Here is a 26695-nt window from a genome sequence, read left to right on the forward strand (position 1 = left end):
GGCACGTTACCTGCCCTGCCACACCGGCTTGCGCCTCTCCGCGAAGGCTTTCGGCCCCTCGACGGCATCGAGACTTGCATAAGTCTCGACATGGAGCCGCTCGGCTTCGACGAGTCCCTGCGCGTAGCCGAGATCCATCGCGGCAAGCACGCTGGCCTTGGCCGCCTTGACCGACAGCGGCGCGCCTTCCACGACCTTGCGGGCCAGTTCCTGTGCGCGCTCCCGGACCGCCTGCGGCGTTTCTTCGAGAGAATTGACGAACCCATGCTCGGCCAGCCGCTCGATCGGCATCGTCTCTCCGGTGAGAACCATTTCCATCAGCATTGGCTGCGGCAGCATCCACAGCAACGGCACTGCCCAGGGCGTCCCGCGCCCCATCTTCACTTCGGTGATACCGGCGCGCGTGCCGCGCAACGCGACCCTCAGGTCACATTTCAGCGCCAGCATCATCCCGCCGGCCATCAAGGAGCCGGTCATGGCGGCGATGATCGGCTTGGAGACCTTCCGCATCGCATTCTGCATCGGATCGCGCATCAGCGTCAGGATATCCACTCCATCCCGCGATCGGATTTCTGCTGCCTGTTTCAGATCGAGTCCTGCACAGAACACGCCGCAATCCGCCGAGGTCAGAATGACGACACGCACCGACGGATCGGCTTCCACCCTGCTCCAGGCATCCGTCAGACCATTCATCGCCTCGACTGACAGCGCGTTCTTCCGCTCAGGACGGTCGATCGTCACAGTCGCAATGCCGTCCTCGACCGCGTAGCAGACCTGTTCTTTGTCGGTCACAGTATCTTCTTCCTTGAATTCTAACATTTGTTAGAATACATCGCCGGAGGCCGAATGCAACAGAATGGCGAAGGGCTCGAAGGAGGAAACAGGATGGCGCATTTCTGGACGCCGCCCGCGGAACTCGTGGAGAGGAGCAACCTGAGTGCGTTTCTTCGCGCTACAGGGCAGCCCGACTACGACGCACTCGCCGCGAAGGCGGATGCTGATCCGGCGTGGCTCGTGGAGGAAGTGTTCAAGTTCTGCGACGTCCGCTTCTATCATGCTTTCGACAGGGTTCTGGATCGTGCGCGGGGCGAGCCGTGGGCGCGCTGGTGCGTCGGCGGGACCACGAACATCGTCCTCAACTGCATCGACCGGCACCGCGGTACGGCCGTCTGGGACAAGCCTTTTCTGATCTGGGAAGGCGAGGACAGGCACGAACAGCGGCGATTGAGCTATGCCGAGTTCGCCGCCGACGTCGGACGGCTGGCCTCTGGCCTGCGCAAGCTCGGCATCGGCAAGGGCGACGTCGTCGCCATCTACATGCCGAACCTGCCGGAAACCTTCGTGGCCTTCTTTGCGATCCTGAAGATCGGCGCGATCGTGATGCCGCTGTTCTCGGGCTTCGGCCCCGACCCGATCCGCTCTCGGCTCAATCACGGCGAAGCGAAGGCAGTCATCACGGCGAACGGCACCTGGCGCCGCGGCGTTCCGGCACCGCTGAAATCAGTCCTCGACGAGGCACTCGAAACTGCGCCGAGCGTCCAGCATGTCGTCGTGGCCGACCGCGGCGGGCTCGGCATCGACACCCCCATGCGCCCGGGGCGAGACCACAGGTGGGACGAAATCGCCCGGGAGGGCGCGGACCTCCCGACCGCGGAGATGGACGCCGAGGATCCCGCAGTCCTGCTCTACACCTCGGGCACGACCGGCGAGCCGAAGGGTTGCGTATGGACGCATATCAGCTTCATCGGCTCCATGGTTACGCGGGACATGATCATCTGCGGCGACTTCAAGCCGACCGACCTGTTCTTCTTCTTCAGCGACATGGGGTGGATGGTGGGCGCGATGTGCGCCTGTATCCCAAGCTTCGCCGGCGGTAGGCTGCTGGTCGCGGAGGGCACGCCGGATTATCCCGATACGGGCCGCTTCTGGCGCCTCATCGAGGAACACAAGGTCACCTATCTCGGCGTGTCGCCGACCATCGTGCGGGGGATGATGCGATATGGCGAGGAGGTCGACAGATACGACGTCTCGAGCCTGCGGATGACCGCTTCGGGCGGCGAAGCCTGGACCGATATGCCGTGGAGATGGTTCTTCGAGCACGTTTGCAAGTCAAAGATTCCGATCATCAACATATCCGGCGGCACGGAGGTCGGCGGCTGCATTTTCACCGGCACGCCGAACCACCCGATGAACCCATGTTCGTTCTCACGGCCGGCGCTCGGGGTCGGTGCAGACATCGTCGACGTAGCGGGCAACCGCGTTCCCGACGGCGAGGTCGGTGAGCTCGTCCTGCGTCACGCGTCGATCGGGCTCACCAAGAGCCTTTGGAGGGCCGATCAGCGCTATCTCGAGAGCTACTGGAATACGATTCCCGGGATCTGGGTGCACGGCGACTTTGCGATGCGGGGCAAGGATGGACTCTATTACATCCTCGGCCGCTCCGACGACACCATCAAGATTTCAGGAAAGCGCGTCGGTCCGGCCGAACTGGAAGGCGTGCTGACCGCAACCGGAAAAGTCGCGGAAGCGGCGGTCTTCAGCATCCCTCATCAGGTGAAAGGCTCGGCAATTGTGTGCGCCTGCGTGCCGATCGCAGGACTGCAAGAGTCCTCTACCCTGCCCGAGGAACTGTCCCAGGCACTGGTGCACGGCATGGGCGCCTCGTACCGCCCGGAGAGGGTTCTCTTGGTCGACGATCTGCCAAGGACGCGCAACATGAAGATCATGCGCCGCGTGCTACGTGCCGTCTTCGAGGGCAAAGACCCCGGCGACCTGTCGGCGCTCGCCAATCCCGAGACCATCACGGATATCCGGCTCAGACTCCAGGCGCCGGTCTAGAGCATTTTCGGTTCTGATTGAATCGGAACCGAAGCTCTAGATTCTTGTTTTGACGCGTTTTCTTCACGCGAACCGGGTCCACTTCGCTCGAAAACGCATAGGGCGCATCACACGAAGCGTGAGATCGCTTCGCGTGATGAAACTGGCCTCACCGGGAGGGTCGGTTCCTTGTCGATCAGAACCGATCGTGACTAGATCGGGCAATCCGGCGGGAACGAAGGCTTGCGCTTCTCCAGGTGAGAGGCCAATCCCTCGCGCGCCTCATTGCCGGCAAAGCCGAGGATTTCCAGCGCAGTCGAAGTGTCGAACAACGGCCCGTTGACGCGAAGCCAATTGTTCAGCGCGTATTTCGTCCAGCGGATCGCGCTCTGTGCGCCGGTAGCGAGATCCTGCGCCGTCTCAAGCGCGACCTTCTGGAGGTCCGCATCTTCCACGCACAGCGAAACCAGTCCGATCCTCTCGGCCTCCTCGCCCGACAGCGGCTTGCATGTGAGCAGATAATATTTCGCTTTCGCCAGTCCGCAGAGCAGCGGCCAGATGATGCAGGCGACGTCGCCCGCAGCGACGCCGAGGCGCGTGTGCCCATCGACGATCCGCGCTGATTTGCCGCAAATCGACACGTCGGCGAGAATTCCGACAACGAGGCCGGCTCCCACGGCAACGCCGTTGATAGCCGAGATGATCGGCTTGTTGCAGTTGATGACGTTGTAGACGAGGTCCTTCGCTTCCTTCCAGGTGGCCATCCGCGCCGCCGGATTGTCGAGCAGCGACTTGATTAGCTCGAAATCGCCGCCCGCCGAAAACGCCTTCCCTGCCCCCGTGACGATCACGGCATTGATATCGGGATCGTTGTCGATGTCGCGCCAGATATGGGTGAGCTGCGTATGGGTCTCAGCATCGACGGAATTGTAGGTCTCGGGACGATCGAAGGTCAGCCTCAGTATTCGTTGGGCCGGATAGTCGAGCTTCAGCCTGGTATAGGCGGCGTATCGTTTTGACATCTTGATCTTCCCGCTGTTGGCGCATAAGAAGCGCTACCATTTATTTCTAACAGATGTTAGAATTTGTGGTCTGCCGGCGCAAGCACCGCGTTCGGAACAAGATTGTCGAAAGACAGCGCCTGAGGAAACGACCATGGCAACCGAGTTCAGTGCCCAGATTGGCGCGGCATCCGGTATCGGAACCGTCGGCGCACTGTTCGCCGCTTGTGCCGAACTTCATGCCGGACGAGTCGCGATCGAGCATCGCGGGAGCCGCATGACCTATGGGGAGTTGCTCGACCGGGTGCGTCGTCTGACCGCCGTCCTTGCTGCACGGGGGTTGCGGCGCGGCGACCGCCTCGGACTCTTGTCGCGAAACCGCCCGGAATATCTGGAGATCGAACTGGCAGCGGCCAATTTGGGGGTCATTACAACCTGCCTGAACTGGCGATTGTCGGACCGCGAGCTCGCCTATTGCATCGAGCTCGTGTCGCCCAAGCTCCTGGTCGTCGAAGCCGATCTCGCGGCAAACCTCTCGCCCGCCGTCAGGGTCAACCCGATCCTGGAAATCGGTCGGCAGTATGAAAACGAGCTCGCGCGACAAGACGGGCGCGCTTCCCCGTCAATCGCCGATCCGGAAGATGGGCTCGTCATTCTGTACACCAGCGGAACGACCGGCCTGCCGAAGGGCGCCGTCATCTCCCACCGCGCGATGGTGATGCGCGCGCTGCTGTTTTCGTCCGAACTCGGCATAGCGCCGCACGACACGTTCGTCGCGTGGACACCACTGTTCCACATGGCATCGACCGACCATGCACTCGCCACGCTGCTGCGCGGCGGAACGGTCGTCGTGGTGGATGGATTCGATCTGGCAACGCTACTGACCACCGTATCCCGGCACGACATCGGCTGGCTGGTGCTGATCCCCGGCATGGTGGAGGCCTTCGTCGAAGGCCTGGACGCACAGCGGACCAAAGTGAAGGGCGTGCGGGTTTGCGGGGCGATGGCGGACCTCGTGCCCCCGCACGCCATCGCCGCGGTGACCAAGCTTCTTGATGCCCCCTATCTCAACAGCTTTGGCTCGACCGAGACCGGCCTGCCACCCGCGACCAGGGCGTTGATCGCTCCGGGAGAAGTGCCGGCCACTTTGTCCAAACGCCAAAATGCGTTCTGCGAGATCAAACTGGTCGATTCGTCCGACCACGAGGTCGCGCTCGGCGAACCCGGCGAACTGGCGATCCGCGGCCCCACGCTCTTCTCCGGCTATTGGCAGGCGGACGAGACCAACGCGCGCGATTTCCGCGGCGGCTGGTTTCACATGGGCGACGTCTTCAGGCGCAACCAGGACGGATCACTCGATTTCGTCGACCGCGCCAAATACCTGATCAAGTCGGGCGGCGAGAACATCTATCCGGCCGAGATCGAGCGCGTGTTGCTGAGCGACGAGCGGGTCACAGAGGTCACGGTCGTGCGCGCCGCCGACGCCAGGTGGGGAGAGGCTCCCGTTGCTTTTATCGCATGCCGTGACGATGCCCGGCCGGCCGAGGATGAACTCGTCGATTTGTGCCGTCGCGAACTGGCCGGCTACAAGCGGCCGCGTGAGTTCCGCTTCATCGCCTTTGATGAATTTCCGCGTTCCACGAGCGGCAAGGTCCTCCGCCATGAACTTGAACGCCTGTTGAAGGCCTCCACATGAGCGACAGCAGTCTTCGGGGAAAGGTCGCCGTTATCGGCATTGGAATGTCGGCGGTTGGCAAGGTGCCAGGCCGCAGTCCCCTCTCGCTTGCCGCCGAAGCCGCAAGGCGCGCACTCGCCGATGCCGGAATCGCAAAGAGCGAGGTGGACGGTGTCCTCTCGAGCCATGCTTTCGCGTCGCCATTCCACCGCTTCAGCGTTGCATTCAGCGAATATTTCGGGATCCGCCCCACCTTCTCGAACACTCTGCAAGTCTCCGGCGCTACGGCGGCGACGATGTTCAACGTGGGCGCTGCCGCCATCCACGGCGGCCTCGCCAAAGTCGTTCTGGTTGTCGCGGCTGACAGCCTTCTGACCGGACTGACGCCGGATCTGGCGCTGCGTTCCCTCACCGAGAGCCGGGATCAGCAATACGAAATGCCGTTCGGAATTCCCGTTGCCAATACCTTCGCGATGACCGCGCACCGGCATATGAAGGAATTCGGTACCACGGCCGGGCAGCTTGCCGAGGTCGCGGTGGTGCACAGGCGCCATGCGGCGCGGACCCCGGGCGCGCAGCAGACAACGCCAATCACGGTCGAGGACGTGCTCACCTCGCCGATGGTTACCACACCCTATCACAAGCTTGACTGTTCATTGATATCGGACGGTGGAGCGGCATTCGTCCTCGCTTCCGCCGAACATGCCAAGGCGCTCGGCATCGAAAACCCGGTCTACATCCTTGGCTGCGGCGAGTGCTACACCCACGAGCACATCTTCCTGATGCCTTCCCTCACATCGACGGGAGCAGTCGAGTCCGGCCGACGGGCCTATGCCATGGCCGGTTACGGGCCGGCCGACATGGATGTCGCCGGCATCTACGATTGCTTCACCGGAACCGTGATCATGATGCTCGAGGATCTCGGCTTCTGTCGCAAAGGAGAGGGCGGACCGTTCGTCGCTGACGGGCACATGACATATGGCGGACAAATCCCGTCCAACACCCACGGTGGCCTGTTGTCGTTCGCCCATTCGGGAATGCCTGGCTCCTTGTTTCACTTCCATGAGGTGATCGCTCAACTGCGCGGCCAGTGCGGCGATCGGCAAGTCGAGCGCGCGCAGCTTGGGCTGGTGCATAGCCTTGGAGCAGGATTTGCGACCAACGCCAGCACCGTTCTGGGCACGCGGGGGGCATTGTGATGTCGGTCGAGGACGCTGCCCGAAGGCCCCTCCCCGCCCCGGACGCCGACACGGCCGCGTTCTGGCGCGGCTTGCAGGAGGGAAAGCTGCTGCTGCAACACTGCCGCCGGTGCCGGCATGTGCAGTATTATCAGCAAGCGACGTGCCGTCAGTGCGGCAGCGAAGAGCTCGAGCACAGGCCGGCAAGAGGCCGAGGCAAGGTCCACTCCTTCAGCGTGGTGCATCGCGCGCCGGGCCCGGCCTTCAAGGCCGACGTTCCGTACGCGGTACTGCTCGTCGAGCTTGTGGAAGGGCCGCGCATGATCAGCACCTTGACGGGAAGTAACCCGGCGGACGTCACCTTCGACATGGATGTCGAGCTGACCTTCGAACGCGCCTCCGACGACATCACGCTGCCGCGATTCCGGAAAGCCTAGAGGTTTGCATGAGTTCTCCTTGCATCCGCGCGCGACTAATTCTAACGGTTGTTAGAATTTGACGAAATGATCGGCCAGATGACTTCCAACCTTACCCACGAGCAGGCGCGTATCCGGATGCCGAAATACGCACTGACCTGCACAGCAATCCGCAACGATATCGGCAAGCCATCGATCGGCTCGCCGAGCAGCCAGAGGCGCGCGCAATGGCAATCATGAAGTCGGACGTCATCACCTCAAGTGAGGAATATCTACGCAACCGCGACGCCTACTCTGCGCGTGTCGCCGATCTCCGACGTCGCCGGGCCGCGGCTGCGATCGGCGGGCCCGAGCGAGCGCGCAAGCTGCACAAGGAGCGTGACCAGCTCTTGCCGCGCGAGCGGATCGCGGCCCTGATCGATCCCGGATCGCCATTCCTCGAATTCTGTCAGCTTGCGGGCGAAGGGCTGTACGACGGCGTACCGCCCGGCGGCAGTATTGTCACCGGCGTCGGAACGATATCCGGACGGCCTTGCATGATCATTGTCAACGAGCCCACCGTGAAGGGCGGGACCTACTACGGCATCACCTGCAAGAAGCACGTCCGCGCCCAGCGCTTCGCCTGGCAGCACCGGCTTCCGTGCGTGACCATGGTCCAGTCGGGTGGCGCCAATCTGCCCGACCAGCCCAACATCTTCCCCGACGACGGCCAGTTCGGCTCGATCTTCTACAACCAGGTCCGGATGTCCGCCGAAGGCATTCCACAAATCGCGATCGTGCACGGTCCGTCGACGGCGGGCGGCGCCTACATACCCGCCCTTTGCGATGAGACCGTCATCATCAGAAACCAGGGCGCCATGTTCCTCGGCGGTCCGCAGCTCGTCTACGCGGCCACCCGCGAGGAGGTCGGCATCGAGGCGCTCGGCGGCGGAGAGATGCACAGCCGCGTCAGCGGTGTCACCGATCATCTCGCCGAAAACGACGCGCATGCGATCGCAATTGCGCGCGAGATCGTGGCCAATCTCGGCGAAATCCCAAAGCAGAGCTGGACGATCGGCCCGGTGCGCGATCCCTTGTTCGATCCAACCGATATCTACGGCCTGATCAGCTCGGATCCCCGCGTTCCCACCAACAATCGCGACATCCTGGCCCGTCTCGTCGACGGCAGCGAATTCCATGAATTCAAGCCGCTTTACGGCGATACCCTGATTACCGGCTTCGCGCGGATCATGGGCTTCGAGATCGGGATTCTCTGCAACAACGGCGTGCTGTTCTCCGAGAGCGCGCTCAAGGCCACGCATTTCATCGAGCTGTGCTGCAAGCGTGACATTCCGCTGCTGTTCATGGCCGACGTCACCGGCTTCATGGTCGGCCGTGACGCCGAGGAAGGCGGCATCACCAAGAACGGTGCGAAAATGGTCACGGCGATGGCGAGCGCCAATGTGCCGAAATACACGCTGATCATCGGCAACGCCTACGGTGCGGGATACCTCGCGATGTGTGGCCGCGCGTTCCGGCCAAACGCAATGATGATGTGGCCCAACGCCCGTTCTGCGATCATGGGTCCCGACCAGGCTGCCACGACGCTCGCGATGGTTCGCGACGAAGTGCACAAGCGCGATGGCACGACGTGGACCGACGCCGAGCGCGAAGCCTACATGGCGCCGACCCGGCAGACGTTCGAAGCCTTCGCCAATGCCTACAACTTCGCCCGCAACACCTGGTGCGACATGGTGATCGATCCGCTCGAAACCCGCAGCGTGATGGCGCTGCTGCTCGATCTCGCCGGCAGGATCCCGCATCAGCACACCGATTTCGGTGTGTTCCGGATGTAAACGCAGGAGACCAGCCGTGTTCAAGAAGATCCTGATCGCCAACCGAGGCGAAATCGCCTGCCGCATCGCCCGCACCTGCCGACGTCTCGGCGTTGCGGTGGCCAGCGTTCATTCCACCGCGGATGCCGACGCCTTGCACGTCAAGGTCATCGGCGAATCCATCGAGATCGGCGGCGCACCGGCCTCGGAGAGCTACCTGCGGATCGATGCCGTGATCGCCGCCGCAAAGGCCACCGGCGCCGAAGCAATTCATCCAGGCTTCGGTTTCCTGGCCGAGAACGCGGCCTTCGCCCGTGCGGTCGAGGCGGCCGGTCTGGTGTTCATCGGACCGACGCCAGAGACCATCGAGCGGCTCGGCGACAAGGCATCCGCGAAACATGAGGCCGCCGCCGCGGACGTTCCGACCGTGCCCGGCAGCAAGGTTCCGAGCCAGGACCCGGCCGAGATCGAACGCGCGATTCGCCAGCTCGAGCTGCCCGTTATGCTGAAGGCTGCCGCCGGCGGCGGCGGCAAGGGCATGCGGGCCATCTCATCTCTCGATGGGCTGCCCGACGAAATCGAGTCCGCAATGCGCGAGGCCAGAAATGCCTTTGGCGATGCCGGTCTCATTGTGGAAAAGCTGATCCAGCGCGGCCGGCACCTCGAAGTGCAAATCGCCGGAGATGGCAACGGCAACGTCGTTCATATGTTCGAGCGCGAATGCTCACTTCAGCGCCGTCACCAGAAGCTGATCGAGGAAGCGCCCGCCGCCAACTTGCCGCCTAGGCTTCGCGAGCGCATCCTTGGCGACGCCGTCCGGCTCGGCCGCCGCCTCAAATATCGCGGTGTCGGCACGGTCGAGTTCATCGTCAGCGGCACCGACTACTACTTTCTGGAGGTAAATCCCCGGCTCCAGGTCGAGCATCCCGTGACGGAAATGGTGACGGGTATTGATATCGTCGAGACCATGCTCCGCGTCGCAGCCGGCGAAGGCCTGCCGATGACGCAGGACGACGTCATCTGCCGTGGTCATGCCGTCGAAGCCCGCATCTGCGCCGAAGATCCGAACGACGGTTTCATGCCTTCCACCGGCGATATCGCCTACGCTCGCTTTCCGAGCGGCGACATCCGCATCGAGACCGGCGTGGAGAGCGGGTCGACCGTGACACCCTACTACGATTCGATGCTTGCCAAGCTCATTGCGCACGCCGCAACCCGCGATCAGGCGCTCGACAGCCTTCGCCGCGCGCTCGATGAGACCTCAATCTTCGGGGTCACGACCAATCGGGAGTTTCTCGGGCGCCTGATCGCCCTGCCTGCGACCCGGAGCGCAACGTTCCATACACGCCTGATCGACGAAGAGATCGCCACGCTCGTGGACCGGGCCGATGCCATCGGCCCAAGCGTGCTCGCTCTGGGAGCCTATTTCTGGATGATGCGCCAGCGCCAGACCGCGTCCGACGGCCCCTGGCGCTCCAGCGCATTGACCGGCTGGCACATGGGGACCGAGGGCGACGGGATGTCCCCGATCCCCCTGCTACACCTTGAGAGCGCGGGCATCAGCGCGGAAATCCGTTTCGCTCCACTGCAGCCCGGCGGTTTGATGCTGATCGGCGTAAACGACGACCGGATTGCGGTGAAGCTGGCGCCGATCGGCAATGACGAATTTGTCGCCGTGGTGGACTCACGGCGCGAGACGGTACGTATCCGCCAGCAGGATAACTCCATCTTCGTGCACGATCCGTGCCGCACGCACACGATGATCGCCATTCCCTATCTCAGGTACATCAGTAGGAGTTCCGAGATCAGCGGCGAACTGCGCGCCCCGATGACGGGCGCGGTGTTGAAGGTCAATGTTGCAGTTGGCACGCGCGTGAAAGCCGGAGATACGGCCGTCGTCATGGAATCCATGAAGATGGAGCTGCGTATTGCCAGCGAGGTGGACGGCGTCGTCACCGCGGTTCACATCAAGCCCGGCGAAACCGTCGAACGCAACGCGATCGTTGCCATCGTCGAGCCGGATCAGGCCGTGCAATAGCGCGGCCTTCAAAACATTCATGACAATTCAGGGATGAACATGTTGCGATTGGGAAGCGTGAACTACGAGGTGCGGGGCAAGATCGCGGTCTTGACGCTCGACGAACCGGACAAGCTGAATGCCCTGACCGCCGGTATTCGTGCAGGCATTCTCGAAGGCCTGAAGCGCGCCGATCAGGACGATGGGGTCCGCGTAACCGTCATTACGGGCGCCGGCGGCAAGGCATTCTGTGCCGGCGCCGATATCGGCAATTTCGATTTCAAGCCGGAGAAGGCGCGCGCGTTCTTTATCAACGCCATGGATGTTCTCGCCGCGCCGGAACGGGCGCTCAAGCCGGTGATAGCCGCGGTCAACGGCATCGCTTACGGCGGCGGTTTCGAGCTTGCGATCGCATGCGACTTCATCATCGCTGCGGAACGCGCCCGTTTCGCCGTACCGGAAATCAAGCTTGGGATATTGCCGGGCTTCGCCATCGTGCGTCTGGGTGACATCGTCGGCCGCGCGAAAGCCAAGGAAATGAGCATGCTCGGCGAGCCTGTCAGTGCCGACGAGGCATGTCGCCTCGGCATCGCGTCTCGCGCTGTCCCCGATGACAGACTTCTTCCCGAGGCGCTGGCGTTCGCGGAACGCGTTGCAGCGCAACCTCGCCTCGCCGTGCAGATGGCAAAGTCGTTCTACAACCGCGGGCTCGGCGGCGATGAGATGCGCCACGCGATCGACGGCTTTCCGTTCCTGTTGACGCATGCCGACGCACGCGAAGGCATCAACGCCTTTAGCGAGAAGCGCAAGCCCCGATTCGGCGACAACTAGAGCATTCTCGGTTCTGATTGAATCAGAACCGAAGCTCTAGACTCCTGCTCTGACGCGTTTTCTTCACGCGAACCGGTGTCCACTTCGCTCGAAAACGCTCTAGCCATACCTGAACCCACCACCGACCATAAGAAACGAGGGAGACTACGTGAAGAAACATTTCCTGGCGCTGGCCATGCTTGCGGCTGCGACATCGACGGCCTCCGCACAGATATCGAACGACGTCGTCCGCATCGGTGTCCTGACCGATCTTTCCAGCTGGGGGCGCGACAATAGCGGTCCCGGTTCAGTCGAGGCGGCGAAAATGGCGGTCGAGGAATTCGGCCCGACAGTTCTGGGCAAGCCGATCGAGATCGTCACCGCCGATCACCAGATGAAGACTGATGTCGGCCTGCAGATCGTGCGGGACTGGTTCGACAACGGCAAAGTCGATGCCGTTGCCGACATCCCGAATTCGGGCATCGCGATCGCCGTTCACAACATGGTCAGGGAGCGCAACAAGATCGCCCTGCTCTCCGGGCCCGGCGCGAGTTCCCTGACGGACGAACTGTGCAGCCCCAATACCGTTCACTTCGCCTACGACACCTATGCACTTTCCAAGGTGACGGCCTCGGCCGTCCTCAACGAGGGCGGCAAGTCCTGGTTCTTTGTCACCGCGGACTACGCGTTCGGTCAACAACTGGAGAAGGACGCAACACGTTTCATCAAGGAGCTGGACGGCAAGGTTCTCGGCAGCGTGCGGCATCCGACCAACACGGCGGATTTTTCCTCCTTCGTCCTGCAGGCGCAGAACTCCAAGGCAGATGTGGTGGCATTCGCCAACGCCGGCCAGGACACCGACAACGCCATCAAGCAATCCGGCGAATTCGGGCTGGTCCAGGCTGGACAGAAATTGGTCGGCCTCCTGATGTTTGACACCGACGTGCATGCCGTCGGCTTGCAGGCTGCGCAAGGCACCTACATGACCACGGCTTCCTACTGGAACATGGATGAAGCGACCCGCGCTTGGTCAAAGAATTTCTTCGCCAGGACCAAGGTAATGCCGACCATGATCCACACCGGCGTATACGGATCGGTGCTACATTATCTCAAAGCAATCCGGGCCGCCGGTACTGACGATCCGGCCGCCGTGATGGCCAAGATGCGCGAACTGCCGGTCGAGGACGCCTTTGTGCACGGCGGCAGGCTGCGCGAGGACGGCCGGGTCATTCGCGACATGTACCTCGCCCGCGTCAAGAAACCGTCCGAATCGAAGGAGCCGTGGGACTACCTTGAGATCGTGAAGACGATCAAGGGCGAGAACGCCTACCGGCCCGTCAGCGAGTCGAAGTGTGCACTTCTCAAAAAGTAGGGGTGATTCACGCCTGGCGAGAGAATTGATCGCCTGCGTGACGTTGACGAGTGCGACGCGCCGGTAGATTCCGGCGCGTTCGACATGCTCGCTGCAACAGCGGTATTGGCCGTGCGCTTGCCGAAGCTTTCCACGAGCGCGGCAACCGCGTCATCATCGCGGGACGAATTTGTTAGCCTCGGAGTACTTTTCCGCTCAGCCGCCAGAGTTTCTCGTCGCTGGTCGATACCGCGACAGCACCGTTCTTGATGGCATCCAGCACGTGGCCGCGATCGCAGATGAAGCCCGACGCGATGATCGGCGGCATGGCTTTGCGATGTTGAACAGGCACGTAGGACAACATGGGCGCCGGCATCAGTTGCACGAGATTGGGTTCACTCTGTCCAAGGGCGGCCACGCTCCTCGGAAAGGTCGAGCGATCCGTCACAAACACTTTCTGAATGGCAACCAGTCCTGACTTCTTCGCGCGCTGAATGGTTGCCACCCGCGTCGAGACGACGCCCTTGGCGCCGATCTCGACGAGATAGTCGACGCCGCCCTTGTCCTGGGACAGACCATCGGAACTGTCGATATTCACGACAGGATACTTGTCGGCATCTAAAAGTGCCTTGATGACCGCCCCGAGCTTTCGCAACTCGAAATTGGCAACGATCGCGATCTCCGCCTCGCCGCCGAGGAATTCCTCGACGAGCTCGGCGCCATAGAGCGTCGCAATCACGGGATGCCTTGTCAGGCGCAAGGCCAAGGATTTGTCCATGGCCTCAATGTAAAGTTACGCGCCGACTTTGTCACTCAATCCGAGTTTCCCGGGATTTAGAATATTCTTCGGATCGAGAGCCGCCTTGACCGTTTCGAGCACCGGGAAAGCCGAGCCCAGCGAGCCCGCCATATAGGGCGCGCGAAGCAGGCCGACGCCGTGATGGTGACTTAACGTCGCATCATACTTGATGATGACGGCATTCGCCGCATCCCATGCCTGGCGATACCACGTCTGACGGTTCTCGACTTCGACTTCGCCGCGCAGCGAGAAATAGAGACAGGCGCCATCGACATAGGCATGCGATTGATGCGCCGAACCGGCCAGCGTGCCCGGAACGGCGTTGATGGCCTTGACGACTTCGTCATAGATCGCCGGCAAGTCGCGCCACGGTCCGATCATTTCCAGCGTGTCCGCGACAAAGCCCGGGCTCGGGGTGAACCCTTCGGCGCTCTTGCCGGTGAGGTAACGGGTGTCGAGCCAGCGCTCGAGGATCGCCTCGCTGTCGAGCTTTTCGCCGAGCTCCGCGCAGGCGGTCTCGCTGATTGCCATCACGGCATCGACCATCTCGCGCGCGCCTTCGTCGGCGATCAGCAACACATTGCTCTTCGGCATGCCGAACTGAACGCCGCTCTCCAGCTCGTCATAGAGCCGGAGCGCGGCCGGACTGGCACCGCGCTGCATGATCTGCCGGCACGCTTCGAGACCGATCGCGAAGGTCTTGAAGCCATAGGCAATGGCACGCCCGTAATCCGGCAGCCTGTGCAGCTTGAAGCGGATCTTTACGACGACGCCGAGCGTGCCTTCCGACCCGATGAACAATTGCAGCAGGTCCGGCCCGACGGCCGCACGCGAATAGCCGCCGACCGTGATCAGCCTGCCATCCGCGAGCACGACATCCATGCCGAACACCATGTCCTCGATCTTGCCGTAGCGCGTGGAGAGCTGTCCTGCTCCGCGGCAGGCAACCCAGCCGCCCACCGTGCTGATCCCGAAGGACGACGGCCAATGGCCCATAGTCATCTTGTAGTCGCGCTGGATCGTGTCCTCGAAGATATCGCCGAACATGCCGGCCTCGACCTCCACGATCTGGCTCTGCTCATCAAAACCGATGAGCTTGTTGAGGTCGCAGAGATCCAGCACGATGCCGCCGCGGACCGGCAATGCGGCGCCGGTGACATTGCTGCGCCCGGCCGAAACCGTCACGGGGATCGCGCCGTCGTTCGCAATCCGCATCCCGCCCTGCACCTGCTCCACGGACGAGACGCGAACAACGACCGCATTCGGCGTCGCCGGCTTTCCGGCAGTTTCCGTCATCATCGACCCCGCCCACCAGTCGCGGGTCCAGGCCACCACATCGGGTGTCTCGGTAATGACGTGATCCGTCACCTTGCGCAGCGCCGCAACGATATCGGAACCGACGACGACCGGATCGCGCTGCAGGCCGGGCGTCGACGATGCCTCCTTCACGCGCGCCACATAGGCCGGCGGCGTATGCGCGCCGACGACGTATTTGCCACGATTGTAGCCGCGGCGGATGGCATCTTTGCTCAGCATTTCTACTCTCCCAGAAGAATGGATTTCTCGCGTGCAACGGCGGCCGTGTAGTCGGCAACCTGTTGCGCAACAATCTGTTCGGACAGCCCCAGCTCGGACTGCAGTATCTGGCCGACCCGCGCGGCCGCGCGTACGGATGCATCGCGCGCGTTCATGCGGGCACGCATGCGGCGCGACAGCACGTCATCGACGGTGCCGGCCATTTCATGGCGCACGGCATAGATCACCTCCGCCTCGCTATGCGGCAGGCCTTCGACGATCGGTACCGCAGAGGCCGGATCGGCCTGAAGGAGATCGCCGACGAAGCGTGCCTCGGTGCCATAGCGCTCGCCGAGATGCGCCTGCATGCCGCCCGTGGCGGTGATGGCTTGCGCGTCGTATCCGGCGGCGCCGAGCAGATAGGCCTTCTTGGTCTGGCATTTGCCGCGCTTCTCGATCACCTGCTGGGCGGCATCGATGGTCTGCTCGGCCATGTGCCGCGAGGTCGTCAGCTTGCCGCCAACGATGGTGATGAGTCCGTCGGCCGCGATCTGGATCTTGTGATTACGCTTGATCTCCAGCGTCTTGCCGCCGGGCGGCGCCACCAGCGGCCGGCATCCTGCGATACTGCCAACCGCATCTTCTGGCACCAGATCCGTCTTGAGTGCCGACCGGGCGCCTTCGAGCAGGAAATCAAGCTCCTCGCGCGTGCAATGCACCTCGTCGAGATTGCCCTGATAGTCTTCGTCGGTCGTGCCGAGATAGGCAACATTACCCCAGCGCGTGATCGTGGCGCGCCGGCTGCGGCCGGGCACGGGGATCGTCACGGTACAGTCGTTGCGAATCTTCAACCAGGGGATGGCAACATGAACGCCCTTTGCCGGCCGTATCTCCAGCGTGCGTTCTTCGCCCTTCTTGATGCCGCTCCAGTCGCGCAGCCAGACGCCGGTCGCCATGACAACGGCCGTGGCACGAATGGTGATTTCACCCCCGTCAGCCTGCACCACGGCGCCAGTGACCTTGCCGTGATTGTTGCGGGTGATCTCGACACCCTTCGTATGATTGGCGATCGCCGCGCCGTGATAGGCCGCTGTCCGCGCCAGATTGAGCGTCAGGCGCGCATCGTCGACGCGCGCATCGAAATACATCAACCCGCCGATCAAATTCTCGTCCCTGAAGGTCGGACAATGCGACAGCACTTCCGCCTTGCCGAGGCGCTGATGCAGGATTCCCTCGCGCCAGCCGCCGGCAAGATCATAGGTCCACAGCAGGCTTTCGAACGCCCCGGCAAACCGCTTGTCGAAGACGCCGTCCTTTTCGAGGATCGGGAACAGAAACGGCAATCGCTGCACGAGATGCCGTGCATTGCGCCTAAGCCGCTGGCGCTCCAGCAGGGAATGACGCACCAGGCCGAGATTGCCCTGCTCGATATAGCGCAGGCCGCCATGAACCATCTTGGACGATTTGGACGATGTCCCCGACGCGAAATCGTCCTTCTCGACAAGCGCCACGCGGAATCCGCGCAGGCTCGCGTCCAGCGCGGCATAGGTCCCGGTCACGCCGCCCCCGATGATAAGGATATCGAATCGGTCGCTCTCCAGCCGCGCCAGATGTTCGCTGCGCACGAATGCGAAAGGTGTCACGCCGGTCATCTCGGCGCGCTCGTGATTGGGTTTCAGCGAAGGAAGAAAATTCATGGCCTGGTGTCCGTTTACTTCGTCCCGAACGCGTCGGCGTGTTCGAGTTCGGATTTGATACGCGCGTGCCACAGCGCGCGACGTTCGGCCCGGATGTCGTTCGCCATTCCTGGTTCGAACACCTTTTCCTCCGGGGCGAACGCCGTGCTGCGCGGGATGTCATCCCAGAACAGTCCGGACGAGCCCGCGAGATAGGCCACTCCCCGCAATGTCGCGCGCGCCGTATTGGGCTTGCGCCGGATCGGTACGCCGATCAGGTCAGCCTGCATCTGCAACAATGGATCGCTGGCCGACAAGCCGCCACCGACGATCAGCTCTGCGACATCGACTCCCGACAGGTCGCGGTCGGATTCGAGGCAACTCGCCACCGAATGCGCGATCCCTTCGAGGATGGCATAAGCGACTTCCGGTCGCGTCGACGCCATGGAAATCCCGGTCAGCGATGCGCGCGCGTTCGGCTGCATGCCGGGCGTTCGCAGGCCGGTGAGCGCCGGAATGAACGTCACGCCATGCGACGACTGGACTTCAGCGGCGAACCGGCTGATCTCCGTCGCGTTCTCGAACCAGCGCAATTTCTCGCAAACCCAGTCCAGCGCGGATCCAGTCGTCGCCGCGAATGTCTCGACGGCGAATTGCGACAGACCGTTCCTGCGGCGCGCGACCATGGTCGTGGTGCCGGCAAACAAGCCGGCCTTCGCCGGCTGCTCCGGTCCGATGATCAGATCCACGAAACTGCCCGTGCCATGGATGCACATGGCCTGTCCGCGATCGAGACAGCCTAAACCGATCGCGCCGGCATGCTGGTCGCCCATGCTTGCCAGAATCGGAACGTCGATCCCGAGCAGCGCGGGATCGGTGCGACCGAGATCGTCCGCATCCGATTGCAGCTCGGGCAGCAGTTCCCGGGGGAACGCAAGTGCGTCCAGCCAATCGCGTTGGTAACGATGCTCGGCAAGCACATAAGCACCGGCCGACGTCGCATTGGTGGGCGTCGTCACATAGATGCGATCGCGCGACAGATGCCACAACAGCCAGGTATCGACCGTGCCGAAGCATAGTCGCTTTTCGGCAAACGCTTTCGCGACATCCGCCGTATCGCAGATGTGCCGCGCCGCCCACAGATAGGGTGAGCGAACCCCGCCCGCCCGTCCGACCTGTTTTGCGAGGACCGCATCCCATGTCGGCGCGAGCTTGTTCAGCTCGCCGACATAGCGCGTGTCCTGCCAGACCATGGCGGGCACGAGTGCCCGCCCGGTATTCTTGTCCCACAGCACGCTGGTGGCGCGCTGGGTGGCGATCGCCAATGCCACGATCCGCAATCCAGCCTGCCCGGCCTGTGCGATGGTCGCGCGACAGGCCGCCACAGTCTTCTCGAGGATCGCGTTCGCATCCTGCTCGACGACGCCCGGGCGCGGCGTATCGACCTCGAGCGGCAGATATTCGAGGCAGGACACGTCGCCATCGGCTGAGACCGTCGCGGCACGGGTGCCGGACGTTCCCTCGTCGATCGCCAGGATCACGTCGGTGAGATGACCGCTCATCAGGACTTTGACGGCTGCAGCACAGCGCTGACAGGAGCCGTGTCGTCCGCGAATTGCGGCGCGCCTGCCTCGTTGTCCGGATTGATGGCGGTCCGCGTCGGATCCCACTTGATCGAGAAGCAGATGATGCTTGCGATCAGCGGAACGGCCGACAGGATCAGGAAGGTATGGTTGAGGCCATACCATTCACGGAACAGCGGGAAGACCAGCAGGCCCAGCGCAGCACCGATCGATCCCACCGCGCCGATCACACCATTCGCACCCGCGCGCAGCTCGCTGCGGAACGAGAGCGACGACAGGCTCTTGCCGTTCGCGCCCGGACCACCGGAGTGGAACAGGATGAACAGCGACGGCACGATCGCCGCCAGCCAGATCGGCATCTTGTCGCTGAACAGGCCGAGGATCAGCAGCATCACGAATACTGCGGCGAATCCCACGGCCGATGCGATACGCAGCCCGAACACTCGCCCGATCGTCGGCGAGAGGAAGCCGCCGAAAATGCCGAACACGTTGAACATCAGCGCCCCGAGCGTCGCATAGACGAAGTCTTTGCCGAATAGCGCAGCGCTGATCAGCGGCAGATACCAGCCGACGGCGAAGTACTGGATAGACTGTCCAACTTGCACCGTAGCGGCAAGGATCGTGCGCGGCAAATAGACGCCGCGGAAGATCAAGGCGACATTCGCGAAACCGCGACGCGCCTGGTTCAGCACCGGAATGCGCTCGGCGACCGGCGCAGCCACGAAGGTCTGATTGTAGATGCGGGTCATGGCCACCGCCGCTTCGTCCAGACGCTCCTTGCGCGCGAGCCAGACCGGGCTCTCAACCAGGAACGAGTACTGCAGCATCAAGGTCGCAACTGCGAAGATCGCAGTCGCGCCGACCGAGTAACGCCAGATCGTGTCACCCACGTCCCACGAAAAGAACAGCAGCGCGAGCAGCAGGTTGGTGCACACGGCGGTGTACCACATGCCCTGCCAGGTATTAAGCCGGCTCCTGAAGCGCGCCGGCGTGAATTCCGCGAGCACGGCCATGGCGATCGCGAAATCGATGCCATAGGCAGCCCGACGAAGAAACGGCCGACGATGATGGTCTCGAAATTCGATGCGAAGATGACCAGCAAGGCGCCGATGATCGCCAGCACCTTCGCCGTGACAAGCGGCACCACGCGGCCCCAGCGGTCGGCCATCCAGCCGCCGATCGGATTGAACGCAATGGCCACCCAGGACGCAAAGGACGTCAGCAACGCAACCTGTGCAGCGGTGAGCTGGAGATTGCGCGTCATCGGGCCAAGACCCGCGCTCAACGCGGAGTTGGCGAAGGCGTCAAGAAAAAGGCCGCCGAGGGCCAGCCACCAGATGACGCCGGCGCGGCCGTTGATACCAGTCCGCGAATCGACGAACGACAGGATGTCGTCGACGCCACGCAGCTTCATTGTCGTTGATTTCACTTTGCTTTCCTCCCCAGAAAATCGATCTGTAAGGAGGCCAAAGCAAAGTATAGACGTGCAAGATGACCATCTTACAGACAGTCTTAAATCTTGCTTCTGTGCGGATAACGTAGAGCGCGCTTCTGACGCTGTCAATGCATCGATGCGAATTTGGGTGAACGTTTAATCTCGAGCCGGTGCCGTTGAATAATGACTGCAGCCATACTCAAATAGAGTTCAACCGCACGCTCACTGACCAACACTTCGAGGGATACAGCCCTCTTGATCGAGAGCATATGAAAGCTCGATTGCGCGCCCGGATAAAATTTGACTTTCAGTCATTGCCTATCTGGGACGGCGATGAGCCAGCCTAGCCCGGCGACGCAGCAATCAGAGCCCCGTCAATACTGACCACTATTGAGAATTTCTTTCAGCAAGACGGCCCCAATGTGGGGGACACTGAGGCCGTCTAAGCAGGATGCCTTGGGCGGCAAGGCGATCCATGCGGTATCAAGACTCCCGAACAACGCTCGTTCCGCGTCATTATATTGTGGGTACCGAACCGGGGACTTCCGGTTCACCTCGAAGACCCGACATTCCAGTGGTCATACCAATCTTCACCTATGGGCCAGACTCGGACTCATGCGCTGCAGCAAACGACATGCACGAACTGCAGTGATTTACTCAATCACCTCGTCGGCGCGGGCGAGTGATCGAGCCGCACCCATCGCGCTCCGTTAATAGACACCACGCCGCACGGCGCGACGCGTATGGCGGTATGCGCGACGGTCGACACGACGCGCAGTCACGCGGGCACGCCGGTACGTGTAGGCCTGCGCTTGATCAATGCTTAACTCCACGCCGCGCGATGTCACCTGCGGCGAGACCGGAATCGTCGCCAACACCACTGCTGCAAACAGCAGTCCGACAATTGAGAAAGCTCTCATTGCGTCTACTCCATGTTGTCCCACACAAGTCGACTCACTCATCTGCAAAAGCCCGACGGACCGCGTCGGGCTGATTGCTAATATGCGTCGTGACCGGCAATCGGCGACTATGTGCAGCATAGATCGGGGCCGTCTGTATAAAATTGATCATCGCCAGAAAAAGTTTGTTGGCGGAGAGCAATGGGCGCTTGGAACCTTCGAGGAACCGGAACCATTGGAATGGCTGGGTGCCTTCCGCGCTGGGGCGTGCCCGAGCGGTCCCGGTTTTCAGCCCCCAAGCCCAGCTGGGACCGCTCACTTTCACGGCGAAGCCAAAAGTTCGTCCTTCGTTTGCATTTGTCCAGTAGCCGACATTTGACTCGCTAATTGCGTTTCCGAGGCGCAGCATCATAACGAAACTTGGCTCAACCAAAGGAAGTCGAGCCATGCTGAATTTCATTTTTCCGGCGAACATAGCCCACTACAAAGAGCTACTGGCGACGGCGACCGACGCTAGGAAGATCGCCAAGCTCCACAAGCTATTGGCGGAGGAAAAAGCCAAGCTGGCCGACTTCCATATCAAGAAGGCGAGAGAGAAGGCGGCGGCCTCATGAGGCCGAAGCTTCGGATTCTGCCGTCGGAAATCGTTATCGTCAGGAGTTGAACATGGCCCACCTTAGACGCGAGTTGTACCGTCAAGTTAGAGGCCCTGAGGTCACCCACGCGGATCGTTGCGCACTGGTCTTCGATACGGACACCAAAAGCTTGTATGTCGAGCACGAGGTGGCGCATTTGGACGCATGCGTCAGCGGTACGATTGAGATCCAAACTGCCGCAATGGATATCGCGGATTATCTCAAGCAAGGTGGCCAAACAGCCGGGCACCGCGAGTTGTGGCGGCTGCTGAGGACACTCTTCAAAGACACTGATGATACCGAAGAGATGATCGGTTACGTGCGCGCGCTCCGATAACCCCCTCTAGAGCATGATGTGTTTATACGGAAACGTACCCTGAATTTTTGAGATAGTTGGCGCACTCCTCCTTAGAGAAGACGTCGAGGAGTTCGCCGACCTTGCGCCAAGTCGCTTCGACATCACGCGGCTGCGCGGCTCGCATCAGGTGTTTGAGCTTGGCGAAGACCTGTTCGATCGGATTGAGATCGGGGCTATAGGGCGGCAGGAAGAGCAGATGGGCTCCTGTGGCGCGGATGGCGTTGCGCGCCGCGTTGCCCTTGTGACTGCCGAGATTGTCGAGAATGACGAGTTCGCCCTTTGCGAGGGTCGGCGCCAGCACCTGCTCGACATAGAGGGTGAAGAGTTCGCCATTGATGGGGCCGTCGATGACCCATGGCGCGCTGATCCGGTCGTGGCGCAGCGCCGCGATGAAGGTCATGGTCTTCCAATGGCCGAAAGGCGCAGACGCCTGGAGGCGTTGCCCACTCGGTCCCCAGCCTCGCAGCGGCGCCATGTTGGTTTTGATCCAGGTCTCGTCGATAAAGACCAGGCGCGAAGCGTCGATCCTGCCCTGATGGGTCTTCCAGCGCGTCCGTTTACGCGCGATATCGGGACGATCTTGTTCGGCCGGCAGGATCGTTTTTTTTGAAGCTCAGCCCTTCGGCATGGACGAACGTCCACACTGCCCGCACGTCGGTCTTGATCCCGCGCGCAGCCAGTTCCTGCGTCAGCTTCCGCAAAGTGAATGGGCCGGAGCGAATGCGTTTGCGCAGCCAGTCGGCATTGGTGCCGGACAGAACCGGCTTCTTGTGACCGCCGATCTTGCCGGGAGAAACGCCGCCGGTCTCCCGCCGCAGATTCTTCCACTTCGTCACACAGGAAGGACTGATCCGAAGCGCTTCTGCAATCGAACGAACCGTCTCGCCAGCATCAGCCCGCGCCAGAGCGAGTTCACGAAGATCTTCCGAATAGGGTCGCGTCATCCATGCTGGCCCCCGTTCCAGCATGGAGTTTGAATCAGAAATTGTCCCCTCTGGGAATCCCGATTCCGGTAAAAAACAACATGCTCTAGGTCGTGTGGACACTTACCGCATCCATAGGACGGTGGCTGCGATGGTAACGACGGCAAGGTAATTTCGGGCGGTCTTTTCGAAGCGGGTTGCGACGCGGCGGAATTGCTTGAGTTTTGAGAAGCAGCACTCCACGAGATGACGCTGGGCATAGAGATGCTTGTCGAGCGGATATTTGAGTGCCCGTGACGGATTGTTGGGGATGACGGCGAGTGCTCCCTTGGCGGCGATGGCTTGGCGCAAATGATCGGCGTCATAGGCTGTATCGGCCATGACGACCTCGGCTGGTAATCCCTCGAGCAAAGCAGCCGCTTGTGGCGCATCGCCCTTCTGACCTGCGCTCAGCGTGAACCGTACGGGACATCCCAAGCCCCGAACGGCCATGTGAATCTTGGTGCTCAGACCACCGCGCGAGCGGCCGATCGCCTGATCTTCAGACCCCCTTTTTTGGCCCCGGCAGCGTGCTGGTGGGCTCGGACGATGGTGGAATCGACGATCAGATATTCGAAGTCCGGATCATCGGACATCACCTCGAAGATCCGCCACCAAACTCCCTTGAGGCTCCAACGACTGAAGCGACGGAAGACGCTGTTCCAGTCCCCGAATGCTTCAGGCAGATCACGCCAGGGAGCGCCCGTACGAACGATCCAAAGCACGCCTTCCACGAACATCCGATTGTCGCGCCCGGTCGAGCCTTTCTGGTCAGGCCGACCTATAATCAGAGGCGCCATTCGTTCCCATGCCGCATCGCTCAAAACCAAACGGTCCAGCACACCCAAGACTGCCTCCCCAAAGGCAGCCTTGAATCTGATTTGCTCCTAAAAGGGAATCCCTAGAGTCCACACGACCTAGCGTGCGTTTGACCAATCTTTCAGGTGCAATCCTGATCCCACAGGGGACACGGCCATGCTGCTATGCGGCATGAAAGTATCGCAAATCTGCCCCCTTCAAGCCGTGGCCGATCAGCGCTACAAGCGATCCATCGAATTGGAATCCTGCTCATGCAAATCTATCATGCAGCGATTTTCGCTGTCGCGTTTGAATTTGTCGCCGGATCGGCGGCCCTTGCTGCGGATGCAAACCATGGGGCGGAGCTGGCAAAACGATGGTGCGCCACCTGTCACGTGGTGAGCGACGATCAGAAGCAGGCAGTCGCCGACGTGCCGCCGTTTGCTACAGTTGCGCGTAACCCAGATTTTAGCCCCGAGAAGCTGGCATTTTTCCTGCTCGACCCGCATCCCAAGATGCCAAACTTTCCGCTGAGCCGAGCCGAAGCAGCGGATATTGCCGCTTACATCGCGTCGCTGCGGAAATAGCGCAGAAGCGAGGTTATTCTGCTGGACGAGGACGATTCTTCCTCAGCCATGTCAAGGCTTCCTGAAACTAAGGGCTCGGCAAATAGCAACTCGCATGTGCCAGCATCGCACCTGTCTTTGCTTCGATCTCTGACCAATGTGCTATTGTTGTAGAGCGTTTCTAGGCCTGGTAGCGCTTTGGCTGTTGGGTGAACTCTAGAAAGTGGTTGTGGCGGGATGACAAAGAAGCCCCATGCTGAAGAGGAAATCGAACTAGAGCCGGACGCGTGCCTGGATGCCAATCAGACAAGGCGACGAGTGGAATTCAGTTCAATACACGACGACGGCGCGGTCGTGTTTGAGCATGCGTGTCGGTTGGGTCTGGAGGGTATCGTCTCGAAACGGATCGATGCGCCGTACCGTTCCGGCCTATCCAAAAGCTGGCTGAAGTCTAAGAACCCGGACAGCGAGGCGGTACGGCGGGAGCGCGAAGAGGATTGGGATATCAGTGCGAAAAGCAGATATCTTAGTTTCATTGTCATCTCCCCTTTGCGGAGCAGTGTGCCGCTGAATGGGGTGAAGTGATAAAGAACGATGCTGATCGATGAACGAGTGGCGACAATTGATCTTGAACAAAGAGAGGCGGAGCCGCGTCGCCCTCAATGCAAGTACCGCTGCCGCCCGCGTCGCTGGATCGACCCGGAGGCGGCCTTTCGGCCTCCGCTCCGACCGCCCGCCCGGACACGCAGCGCGGCTGTCCGGCGCGTTTTTCGCAGCCCGGCGGCCTCCGGTCCCTCTCGGACGCGACCGCGCTTCTACGCCCGCGCTAACGGCTGACGCGCGCTTGAACGGCCTTTTCCGATATTTGGTTCATTCTAAGTCGAGCGCCGTCGCGGTCTCGGAATATTCGGCTAAGCTCTTGAAAAGATTGGCGCTCCCTAGGGGAATCGAACCCCTGTTTCAGCCTTGAGAGGACCAAGTCGATCCACTCGATGATCATCCCGATATGAGTTCGGCGAAGCGCAACGAACGCGATTGGATTGAGACAAAAAGACAGCAACATCAACGAAGCCGATCGTGATCCCGCCGCTCATAGCGGTATAGCTGGATGTCTTCCATACAATGACGCAAGCGGATTCCTGGGCTTGATCACCGCCACAACAACAAGCCCGTTCCAGAATTTATCCGCTCCTCAGAGTCCGCCGTTGTGCTTTCAATCATATCCAAATCAACGATCGATGTGTAAGCGACCTGCCCTTGTTGGACTGCATGCGGCATCTTGCTTTAATGAAGCGTGCGAAGACGAAGGAAATTCTTCATCGTGCACCACGGTGCTTAAACCTACGTAATATAGATCCTGCTTTGGTCAAATTTGTTGAAGCCCTTGCAATTGCCGATGCGAGGCGCGATCATCTCTTCGAGAATGAGCGGCTGATGAAAACTCATATTGATGCCGCCAGCGAAAAACTCATCAGCGGTGGTGATCAAGATGAAGCCCGCGGCAGTTTATGCTCGGTTCTCGACCGAGCTTCAGAACGAAAAGTCGACTGAAGATCAGATTGCTCTGTGTAGGGCCTATGCGGCCCGTCATCAACTCAACGTCGTTGCGACTTTCGAGGACAGAGCTCGTTCCGGAGCCTCTGTATTCGGTCGCGACGGCTTGACAGCTTATGGATGCGGCGCGCCAACAACGTTTCACCGTTGTCATTGTTGAAGCGCTGGATCGACTTTCTCGCGACATCGAAGACCTGGCCGGCATCCACAAAAGACTATCTTTCCAAGGGATTGAGATTCAAGCCGTTCACGACGGCACGGCGGACTCGGTCTTGATTGGAATTCGCGGCCTCGTTGGACAAATGCAGCGCGAAGACGGAGCGAAGAAGGTGCGTCGCGGCATGGCCGGTGTGATACGGGACGGTCGACACGCCGGGGGACGCGCCTATGGATATCGGGCCGTTCCCGGCAAGCCCGGTGAACTTGAAATCGTCGAAGACGAAGCTGCGATCGTGCGCCGCATTTTCGCGGCATACGTCGCGGGGAGAACGCCCCGGGACATCGCACAGGATCTAAACCGAGAAAGTGTTCGTCCACCGCGAGGCCGGCGATGGAACGCTTCGACGATCAATGGCAACGCCCAACGCGGTGCCGGACTCATCTTCAATGAACTCTATGCCGGCCGGATCGTCTGGAACAAAGTCCGGATGGTCAAGGATCCCGACACCGGCAAGCGACTATCCCGGCCGAACCCTCGTGATGAGTGGCAGAGCATCGAGGCGCGCCAGGTACGCATCGTCGAACAGTCCATTTGGGAGCAAGCTCACGCTCTAAAGACCGCGAAGAGCCACTTGCCCAGTCACGTGAAGCGACGGGCGCCGCATCTCCTCTCCGGT

24 protein-coding genes, 1 tRNA gene and 2 pseudogenes are annotated in these 26695 nt (G+C 61.3%); 15 read left to right on the forward strand and 12 right to left on the reverse strand.

The window, feature by feature from the left end; genetic code table 11:
* Positions 1-6 precede the first annotated feature (6 nt).
* Positions 7-819, reverse strand: a complete 813-nt coding sequence (locus tag HAP47_RS32935) for an enoyl-CoA hydratase/isomerase family protein (protein WP_173640999.1) — start codon at positions 817-819, stop codon at positions 7-9.
* A 66-nt stretch (positions 820-885) separates the two neighbouring features.
* On the opposite strand from HAP47_RS32935, the gene HAP47_RS32940 reads away from it, so the two are divergent.
* Positions 886-2838 (forward strand): AMP-binding protein, encoded by a 1953-nt coding sequence (locus HAP47_RS32940; protein ID WP_173640998.1) that lies wholly within the window; start codon positions 886-888, stop codon positions 2836-2838.
* Between the two features lie 191 nt (positions 2839-3029).
* On the opposite strand, the gene HAP47_RS32945 is transcribed toward HAP47_RS32940, so the two are convergent.
* Complete coding sequence (locus HAP47_RS32945) at positions 3030-3839, reverse strand: enoyl-CoA hydratase/isomerase family protein (RefSeq protein ID WP_173640997.1); 810 nt, start codon at positions 3837-3839, stop codon at positions 3030-3032.
* A 133-nt stretch (positions 3840-3972) separates the two neighbouring features.
* On the opposite strand from HAP47_RS32945, the gene HAP47_RS32950 reads away from it, so the two are divergent.
* The 8 genes from HAP47_RS32950 (at position 3973) to HAP47_RS32985 (ending at position 13100) form a co-directional block, all read left to right on the forward strand.
* A complete protein-coding gene (locus HAP47_RS32950; RefSeq protein WP_173640996.1) occupies positions 3973-5514 on the forward strand; it encodes a class I adenylate-forming enzyme family protein in 1542 nt (513 codons plus the stop codon).
* Positions 5511-6692: a thiolase C-terminal domain-containing protein gene (locus tag HAP47_RS32955; RefSeq protein WP_173640995.1), complete on the forward strand. Its 1182-nt coding sequence runs from the start codon at positions 5511-5513 to the stop codon at positions 6690-6692. The genes HAP47_RS32950 and HAP47_RS32955 overlap by 4 nt, the downstream gene beginning before the upstream one ends.
* Positions 6692-7108 carry a Zn-ribbon domain-containing OB-fold protein gene (locus HAP47_RS32960; RefSeq protein WP_173640994.1) on the forward strand — a complete coding sequence of 139 codons (417 nt, stop codon included), beginning with the start codon at positions 6692-6694 and terminating at the stop codon, positions 7106-7108. Before HAP47_RS32955 ends, HAP47_RS32960 begins: the two co-directional genes overlap by 1 nt.
* A 66-nt stretch (positions 7109-7174) precedes the next feature.
* On the forward strand, positions 7175-7327 hold the full coding sequence (locus tag HAP47_RS32965; RefSeq protein WP_173640993.1) for a hypothetical protein: 153 nt from the start codon (positions 7175-7177) through the stop codon (positions 7325-7327).
* Positions 7315-8922 (forward strand): carboxyl transferase domain-containing protein, encoded by a 1608-nt coding sequence (locus tag HAP47_RS32970; RefSeq protein ID WP_173640992.1) that lies wholly within the window; start codon positions 7315-7317, stop codon positions 8920-8922. Before HAP47_RS32965 ends, HAP47_RS32970 begins: the two co-directional genes overlap by 13 nt.
* 16 nt (positions 8923-8938) lie before the next feature.
* Positions 8939-10939, forward strand: a complete 2001-nt coding sequence (locus tag HAP47_RS32975; protein ID WP_173640991.1) for an acetyl/propionyl/methylcrotonyl-CoA carboxylase subunit alpha — start codon at positions 8939-8941, stop codon at positions 10937-10939.
* 39 nt (positions 10940-10978) lie between these two features.
* Positions 10979-11749, forward strand: coding sequence for an enoyl-CoA hydratase/isomerase family protein (locus HAP47_RS32980; RefSeq protein WP_231168534.1), 771 nt, complete (start codon positions 10979-10981; stop codon positions 11747-11749).
* A gap of 175 nt (positions 11750-11924) precedes the next feature.
* Entirely contained in the window at positions 11925-13100 is a 1176-nt protein-coding gene (locus HAP47_RS32985; RefSeq protein WP_173642999.1) for an ABC transporter substrate-binding protein, read from the forward strand.
* A gap of 172 nt (positions 13101-13272) precedes the next feature.
* On the opposite strand, the gene HAP47_RS32990 is transcribed toward HAP47_RS32985, so the two are convergent.
* From HAP47_RS32990 to HAP47_RS33025, 7 genes and pseudogenes are all read right to left on the reverse strand, one after another.
* Positions 13273-13857, reverse strand: a complete 585-nt coding sequence (locus HAP47_RS32990) for a glycerol-3-phosphate responsive antiterminator (RefSeq protein WP_173640990.1) — start codon at positions 13855-13857, stop codon at positions 13273-13275.
* A gap of 15 nt (positions 13858-13872) precedes the next feature.
* Positions 13873-15414, reverse strand: coding sequence for an FAD-binding oxidoreductase (locus HAP47_RS32995; protein ID WP_173640989.1), 1542 nt, complete (start codon positions 15412-15414; stop codon positions 13873-13875).
* Between the two features lie 2 nt (positions 15415-15416).
* Positions 15417-17090 carry a glycerol-3-phosphate dehydrogenase/oxidase gene (locus HAP47_RS33000; RefSeq protein ID WP_173640988.1) on the reverse strand — a complete coding sequence of 558 codons (1674 nt, stop codon included), beginning with the start codon at positions 17088-17090 and terminating at the stop codon, positions 15417-15419.
* Between the two features lie 14 nt (positions 17091-17104).
* Positions 17105-18631 carry an FGGY family carbohydrate kinase gene (locus HAP47_RS33005; protein ID WP_173640987.1) on the reverse strand — a complete coding sequence of 509 codons (1527 nt, stop codon included), beginning with the start codon at positions 18629-18631 and terminating at the stop codon, positions 17105-17107.
* Positions 18631-19913 (reverse strand): annotated as a pseudogene (locus HAP47_RS33010) (MFS transporter); the annotation flags it as partial. The gene HAP47_RS33005 and the pseudogene HAP47_RS33010, both read right to left, overlap by 1 nt.
* 884 nt (positions 19914-20797) lie before the next feature.
* Entirely contained in the window at positions 20798-21007 is a 210-nt protein-coding gene (locus HAP47_RS33020; protein WP_173640986.1) for a hypothetical protein, read from the reverse strand.
* 34 nt (positions 21008-21041) lie between these two features.
* Positions 21042-21434 (reverse strand): hypothetical protein, encoded by a 393-nt coding sequence (locus tag HAP47_RS33025; RefSeq protein WP_173640985.1) that lies wholly within the window; start codon positions 21432-21434, stop codon positions 21042-21044.
* Between HAP47_RS33025 and HAP47_RS33030 the strand changes: the two genes are divergently transcribed.
* On the forward strand, positions 21433-21600 hold the full coding sequence (locus HAP47_RS33030) for a hypothetical protein (protein ID WP_173640984.1): 168 nt from the start codon (positions 21433-21435) through the stop codon (positions 21598-21600). The two genes, HAP47_RS33025 and HAP47_RS33030, sit on opposite strands and share 2 nt — an antisense overlap.
* A 52-nt stretch (positions 21601-21652) precedes the next feature.
* On the forward strand, positions 21653-21958 hold the full coding sequence (locus HAP47_RS33035; RefSeq protein WP_173640983.1) for a hypothetical protein: 306 nt from the start codon (positions 21653-21655) through the stop codon (positions 21956-21958).
* 22 nt (positions 21959-21980) lie between these two features.
* Here the strand turns inward: HAP47_RS33035 and HAP47_RS33040 are convergent.
* Both HAP47_RS33040 and HAP47_RS33045 read right to left on the reverse strand, forming a co-directional pair.
* Positions 21981-22923, reverse strand: a protein-coding gene (locus tag HAP47_RS33040; RefSeq protein WP_173640059.1) for an IS630 family transposase whose coding sequence is annotated in 2 segments (ribosomal slippage) — positions 21981-22586 and positions 22588-22923 — 942 coding nt in all. Because the reading frame shifts where the segments join, the coding sequence is not laid out codon by codon here.
* A gap of 102 nt (positions 22924-23025) precedes the next feature.
* Positions 23026-23789 (reverse strand): IS5 family transposase gene (locus HAP47_RS33045; RefSeq protein WP_173639670.1). Its coding sequence is split into 2 segments (ribosomal slippage): positions 23026-23451 and positions 23454-23789, totalling 762 coding nucleotides; the frame shifts between segments, so codons are not numbered across the junction.
* A gap of 222 nt (positions 23790-24011) precedes the next feature.
* On the opposite strand from HAP47_RS33045, the gene HAP47_RS33050 reads away from it, so the two are divergent.
* Together HAP47_RS33050 and HAP47_RS33055 are read left to right on the forward strand one after the other, a co-directional pair.
* Positions 24012-24326, forward strand: coding sequence for a c-type cytochrome (locus tag HAP47_RS33050; RefSeq protein WP_173640982.1), 315 nt, complete (start codon positions 24012-24014; stop codon positions 24324-24326).
* A gap of 216 nt (positions 24327-24542) precedes the next feature.
* On the forward strand, positions 24543-24890 hold the full coding sequence (locus tag HAP47_RS33055; RefSeq protein ID WP_173640765.1) for a hypothetical protein: 348 nt from the start codon (positions 24543-24545) through the stop codon (positions 24888-24890).
* A 344-nt stretch (positions 24891-25234) separates the two neighbouring features.
* On the opposite strand, the gene HAP47_RS33060 is transcribed toward HAP47_RS33055, so the two are convergent.
* Positions 25235-25299, reverse strand: a tRNA-Glu gene (locus tag HAP47_RS33060).
* Between the two features lie 293 nt (positions 25300-25592).
* Here HAP47_RS33060 and HAP47_RS33065 point away from each other — a divergent pair.
* Entirely contained in the window at positions 25593-25856 is a 264-nt protein-coding gene (locus tag HAP47_RS33065) for a hypothetical protein (protein ID WP_176396272.1), read from the forward strand.
* Positions 25795-26575: pseudogene (locus tag HAP47_RS41480) on the forward strand (recombinase family protein); the annotation flags it as partial. The gene HAP47_RS33065 and the pseudogene HAP47_RS41480, both read left to right, overlap by 62 nt.
* Positions 26576-26695: the final 120 nt, after the last annotated feature.

The sequence above is a fragment of the Bradyrhizobium sp. 41S5 genome, from assembly GCF_011516665.3.
GTDB classification, from domain to species: Bacteria; Pseudomonadota; Alphaproteobacteria; order Rhizobiales; family Xanthobacteraceae; genus Bradyrhizobium; species Bradyrhizobium quebecense.

What these genes read in the sequence shown, in the direction of transcription:
- HAP47_RS32935 (WP_173640999.1), bottom strand. Translation starts at nt 819, where the DNA reads ATGTTAGAATTCAAGGAAGAAGATACTGTGACCGACAAAGAACAGGTC.
- HAP47_RS32940 (WP_173640998.1), top strand. Translation starts at nt 886, where the DNA reads ATGGCGCATTTCTGGACGCCGCCCGCGGAACTCGTGGAGAGGAGCAAC.
- HAP47_RS32945 (WP_173640997.1), bottom strand. Translation starts at nt 3,839, where the DNA reads ATGTCAAAACGATACGCCGCCTATACCAGGCTGAAGCTCGACTATCCG.
- HAP47_RS32950 (WP_173640996.1), top strand. Translation starts at nt 3,973, where the DNA reads ATGGCAACCGAGTTCAGTGCCCAGATTGGCGCGGCATCCGGTATCGGA.
- HAP47_RS32955 (WP_173640995.1), top strand. Translation starts at nt 5,511, where the DNA reads ATGAGCGACAGCAGTCTTCGGGGAAAGGTCGCCGTTATCGGCATTGGA.
- HAP47_RS32960 (WP_173640994.1), top strand. Translation starts at nt 6,692, where the DNA reads ATGTCGGTCGAGGACGCTGCCCGAAGGCCCCTCCCCGCCCCGGACGCC.
- HAP47_RS32965 (WP_173640993.1), top strand. Translation starts at nt 7,175, where the DNA reads ATGATCGGCCAGATGACTTCCAACCTTACCCACGAGCAGGCGCGTATC.
- HAP47_RS32970 (WP_173640992.1), top strand. Translation starts at nt 7,315, where the DNA reads ATGGCAATCATGAAGTCGGACGTCATCACCTCAAGTGAGGAATATCTA.
- HAP47_RS32980 (WP_231168534.1), top strand. Translation starts at nt 10,979, where the DNA reads ATGTTGCGATTGGGAAGCGTGAACTACGAGGTGCGGGGCAAGATCGCG.
- HAP47_RS32985 (WP_173642999.1), top strand. Translation starts at nt 11,925, where the DNA reads ATGCTTGCGGCTGCGACATCGACGGCCTCCGCACAGATATCGAACGAC.
- HAP47_RS32990 (WP_173640990.1), bottom strand. Translation starts at nt 13,857, where the DNA reads ATGGACAAATCCTTGGCCTTGCGCCTGACAAGGCATCCCGTGATTGCG.
- HAP47_RS32995 (WP_173640989.1), bottom strand. Translation starts at nt 15,414, where the DNA reads ATGCTGAGCAAAGATGCCATCCGCCGCGGCTACAATCGTGGCAAATAC.
- HAP47_RS33000 (WP_173640988.1), bottom strand. Translation starts at nt 17,090, where the DNA reads ATGAATTTTCTTCCTTCGCTGAAACCCAATCACGAGCGCGCCGAGATG.
- HAP47_RS33005 (WP_173640987.1), bottom strand. Translation starts at nt 18,631, where the DNA reads ATGAGCGGTCATCTCACCGACGTGATCCTGGCGATCGACGAGGGAACG.
- HAP47_RS33020 (WP_173640986.1), bottom strand. Translation starts at nt 21,007, where the DNA reads ATGAGAGCTTTCTCAATTGTCGGACTGCTGTTTGCAGCAGTGGTGTTG.
- HAP47_RS33030 (WP_173640984.1), top strand. Translation starts at nt 21,433, where the DNA reads ATGCTGAATTTCATTTTTCCGGCGAACATAGCCCACTACAAAGAGCTA.
- HAP47_RS33025 (WP_173640985.1), bottom strand. Translation starts at nt 21,434, where the DNA reads ATGGCTCGACTTCCTTTGGTTGAGCCAAGTTTCGTTATGATGCTGCGC.
- HAP47_RS33035 (WP_173640983.1), top strand. Translation starts at nt 21,653, where the DNA reads ATGGCCCACCTTAGACGCGAGTTGTACCGTCAAGTTAGAGGCCCTGAG.
- HAP47_RS33050 (WP_173640982.1), top strand. Translation starts at nt 24,012, where the DNA reads ATGCAAATCTATCATGCAGCGATTTTCGCTGTCGCGTTTGAATTTGTC.
- HAP47_RS33055 (WP_173640765.1), top strand. Translation starts at nt 24,543, where the DNA reads ATGACAAAGAAGCCCCATGCTGAAGAGGAAATCGAACTAGAGCCGGAC.
- HAP47_RS33065 (WP_176396272.1), top strand. Translation starts at nt 25,593, where the DNA reads ATGAAGCGTGCGAAGACGAAGGAAATTCTTCATCGTGCACCACGGTGC.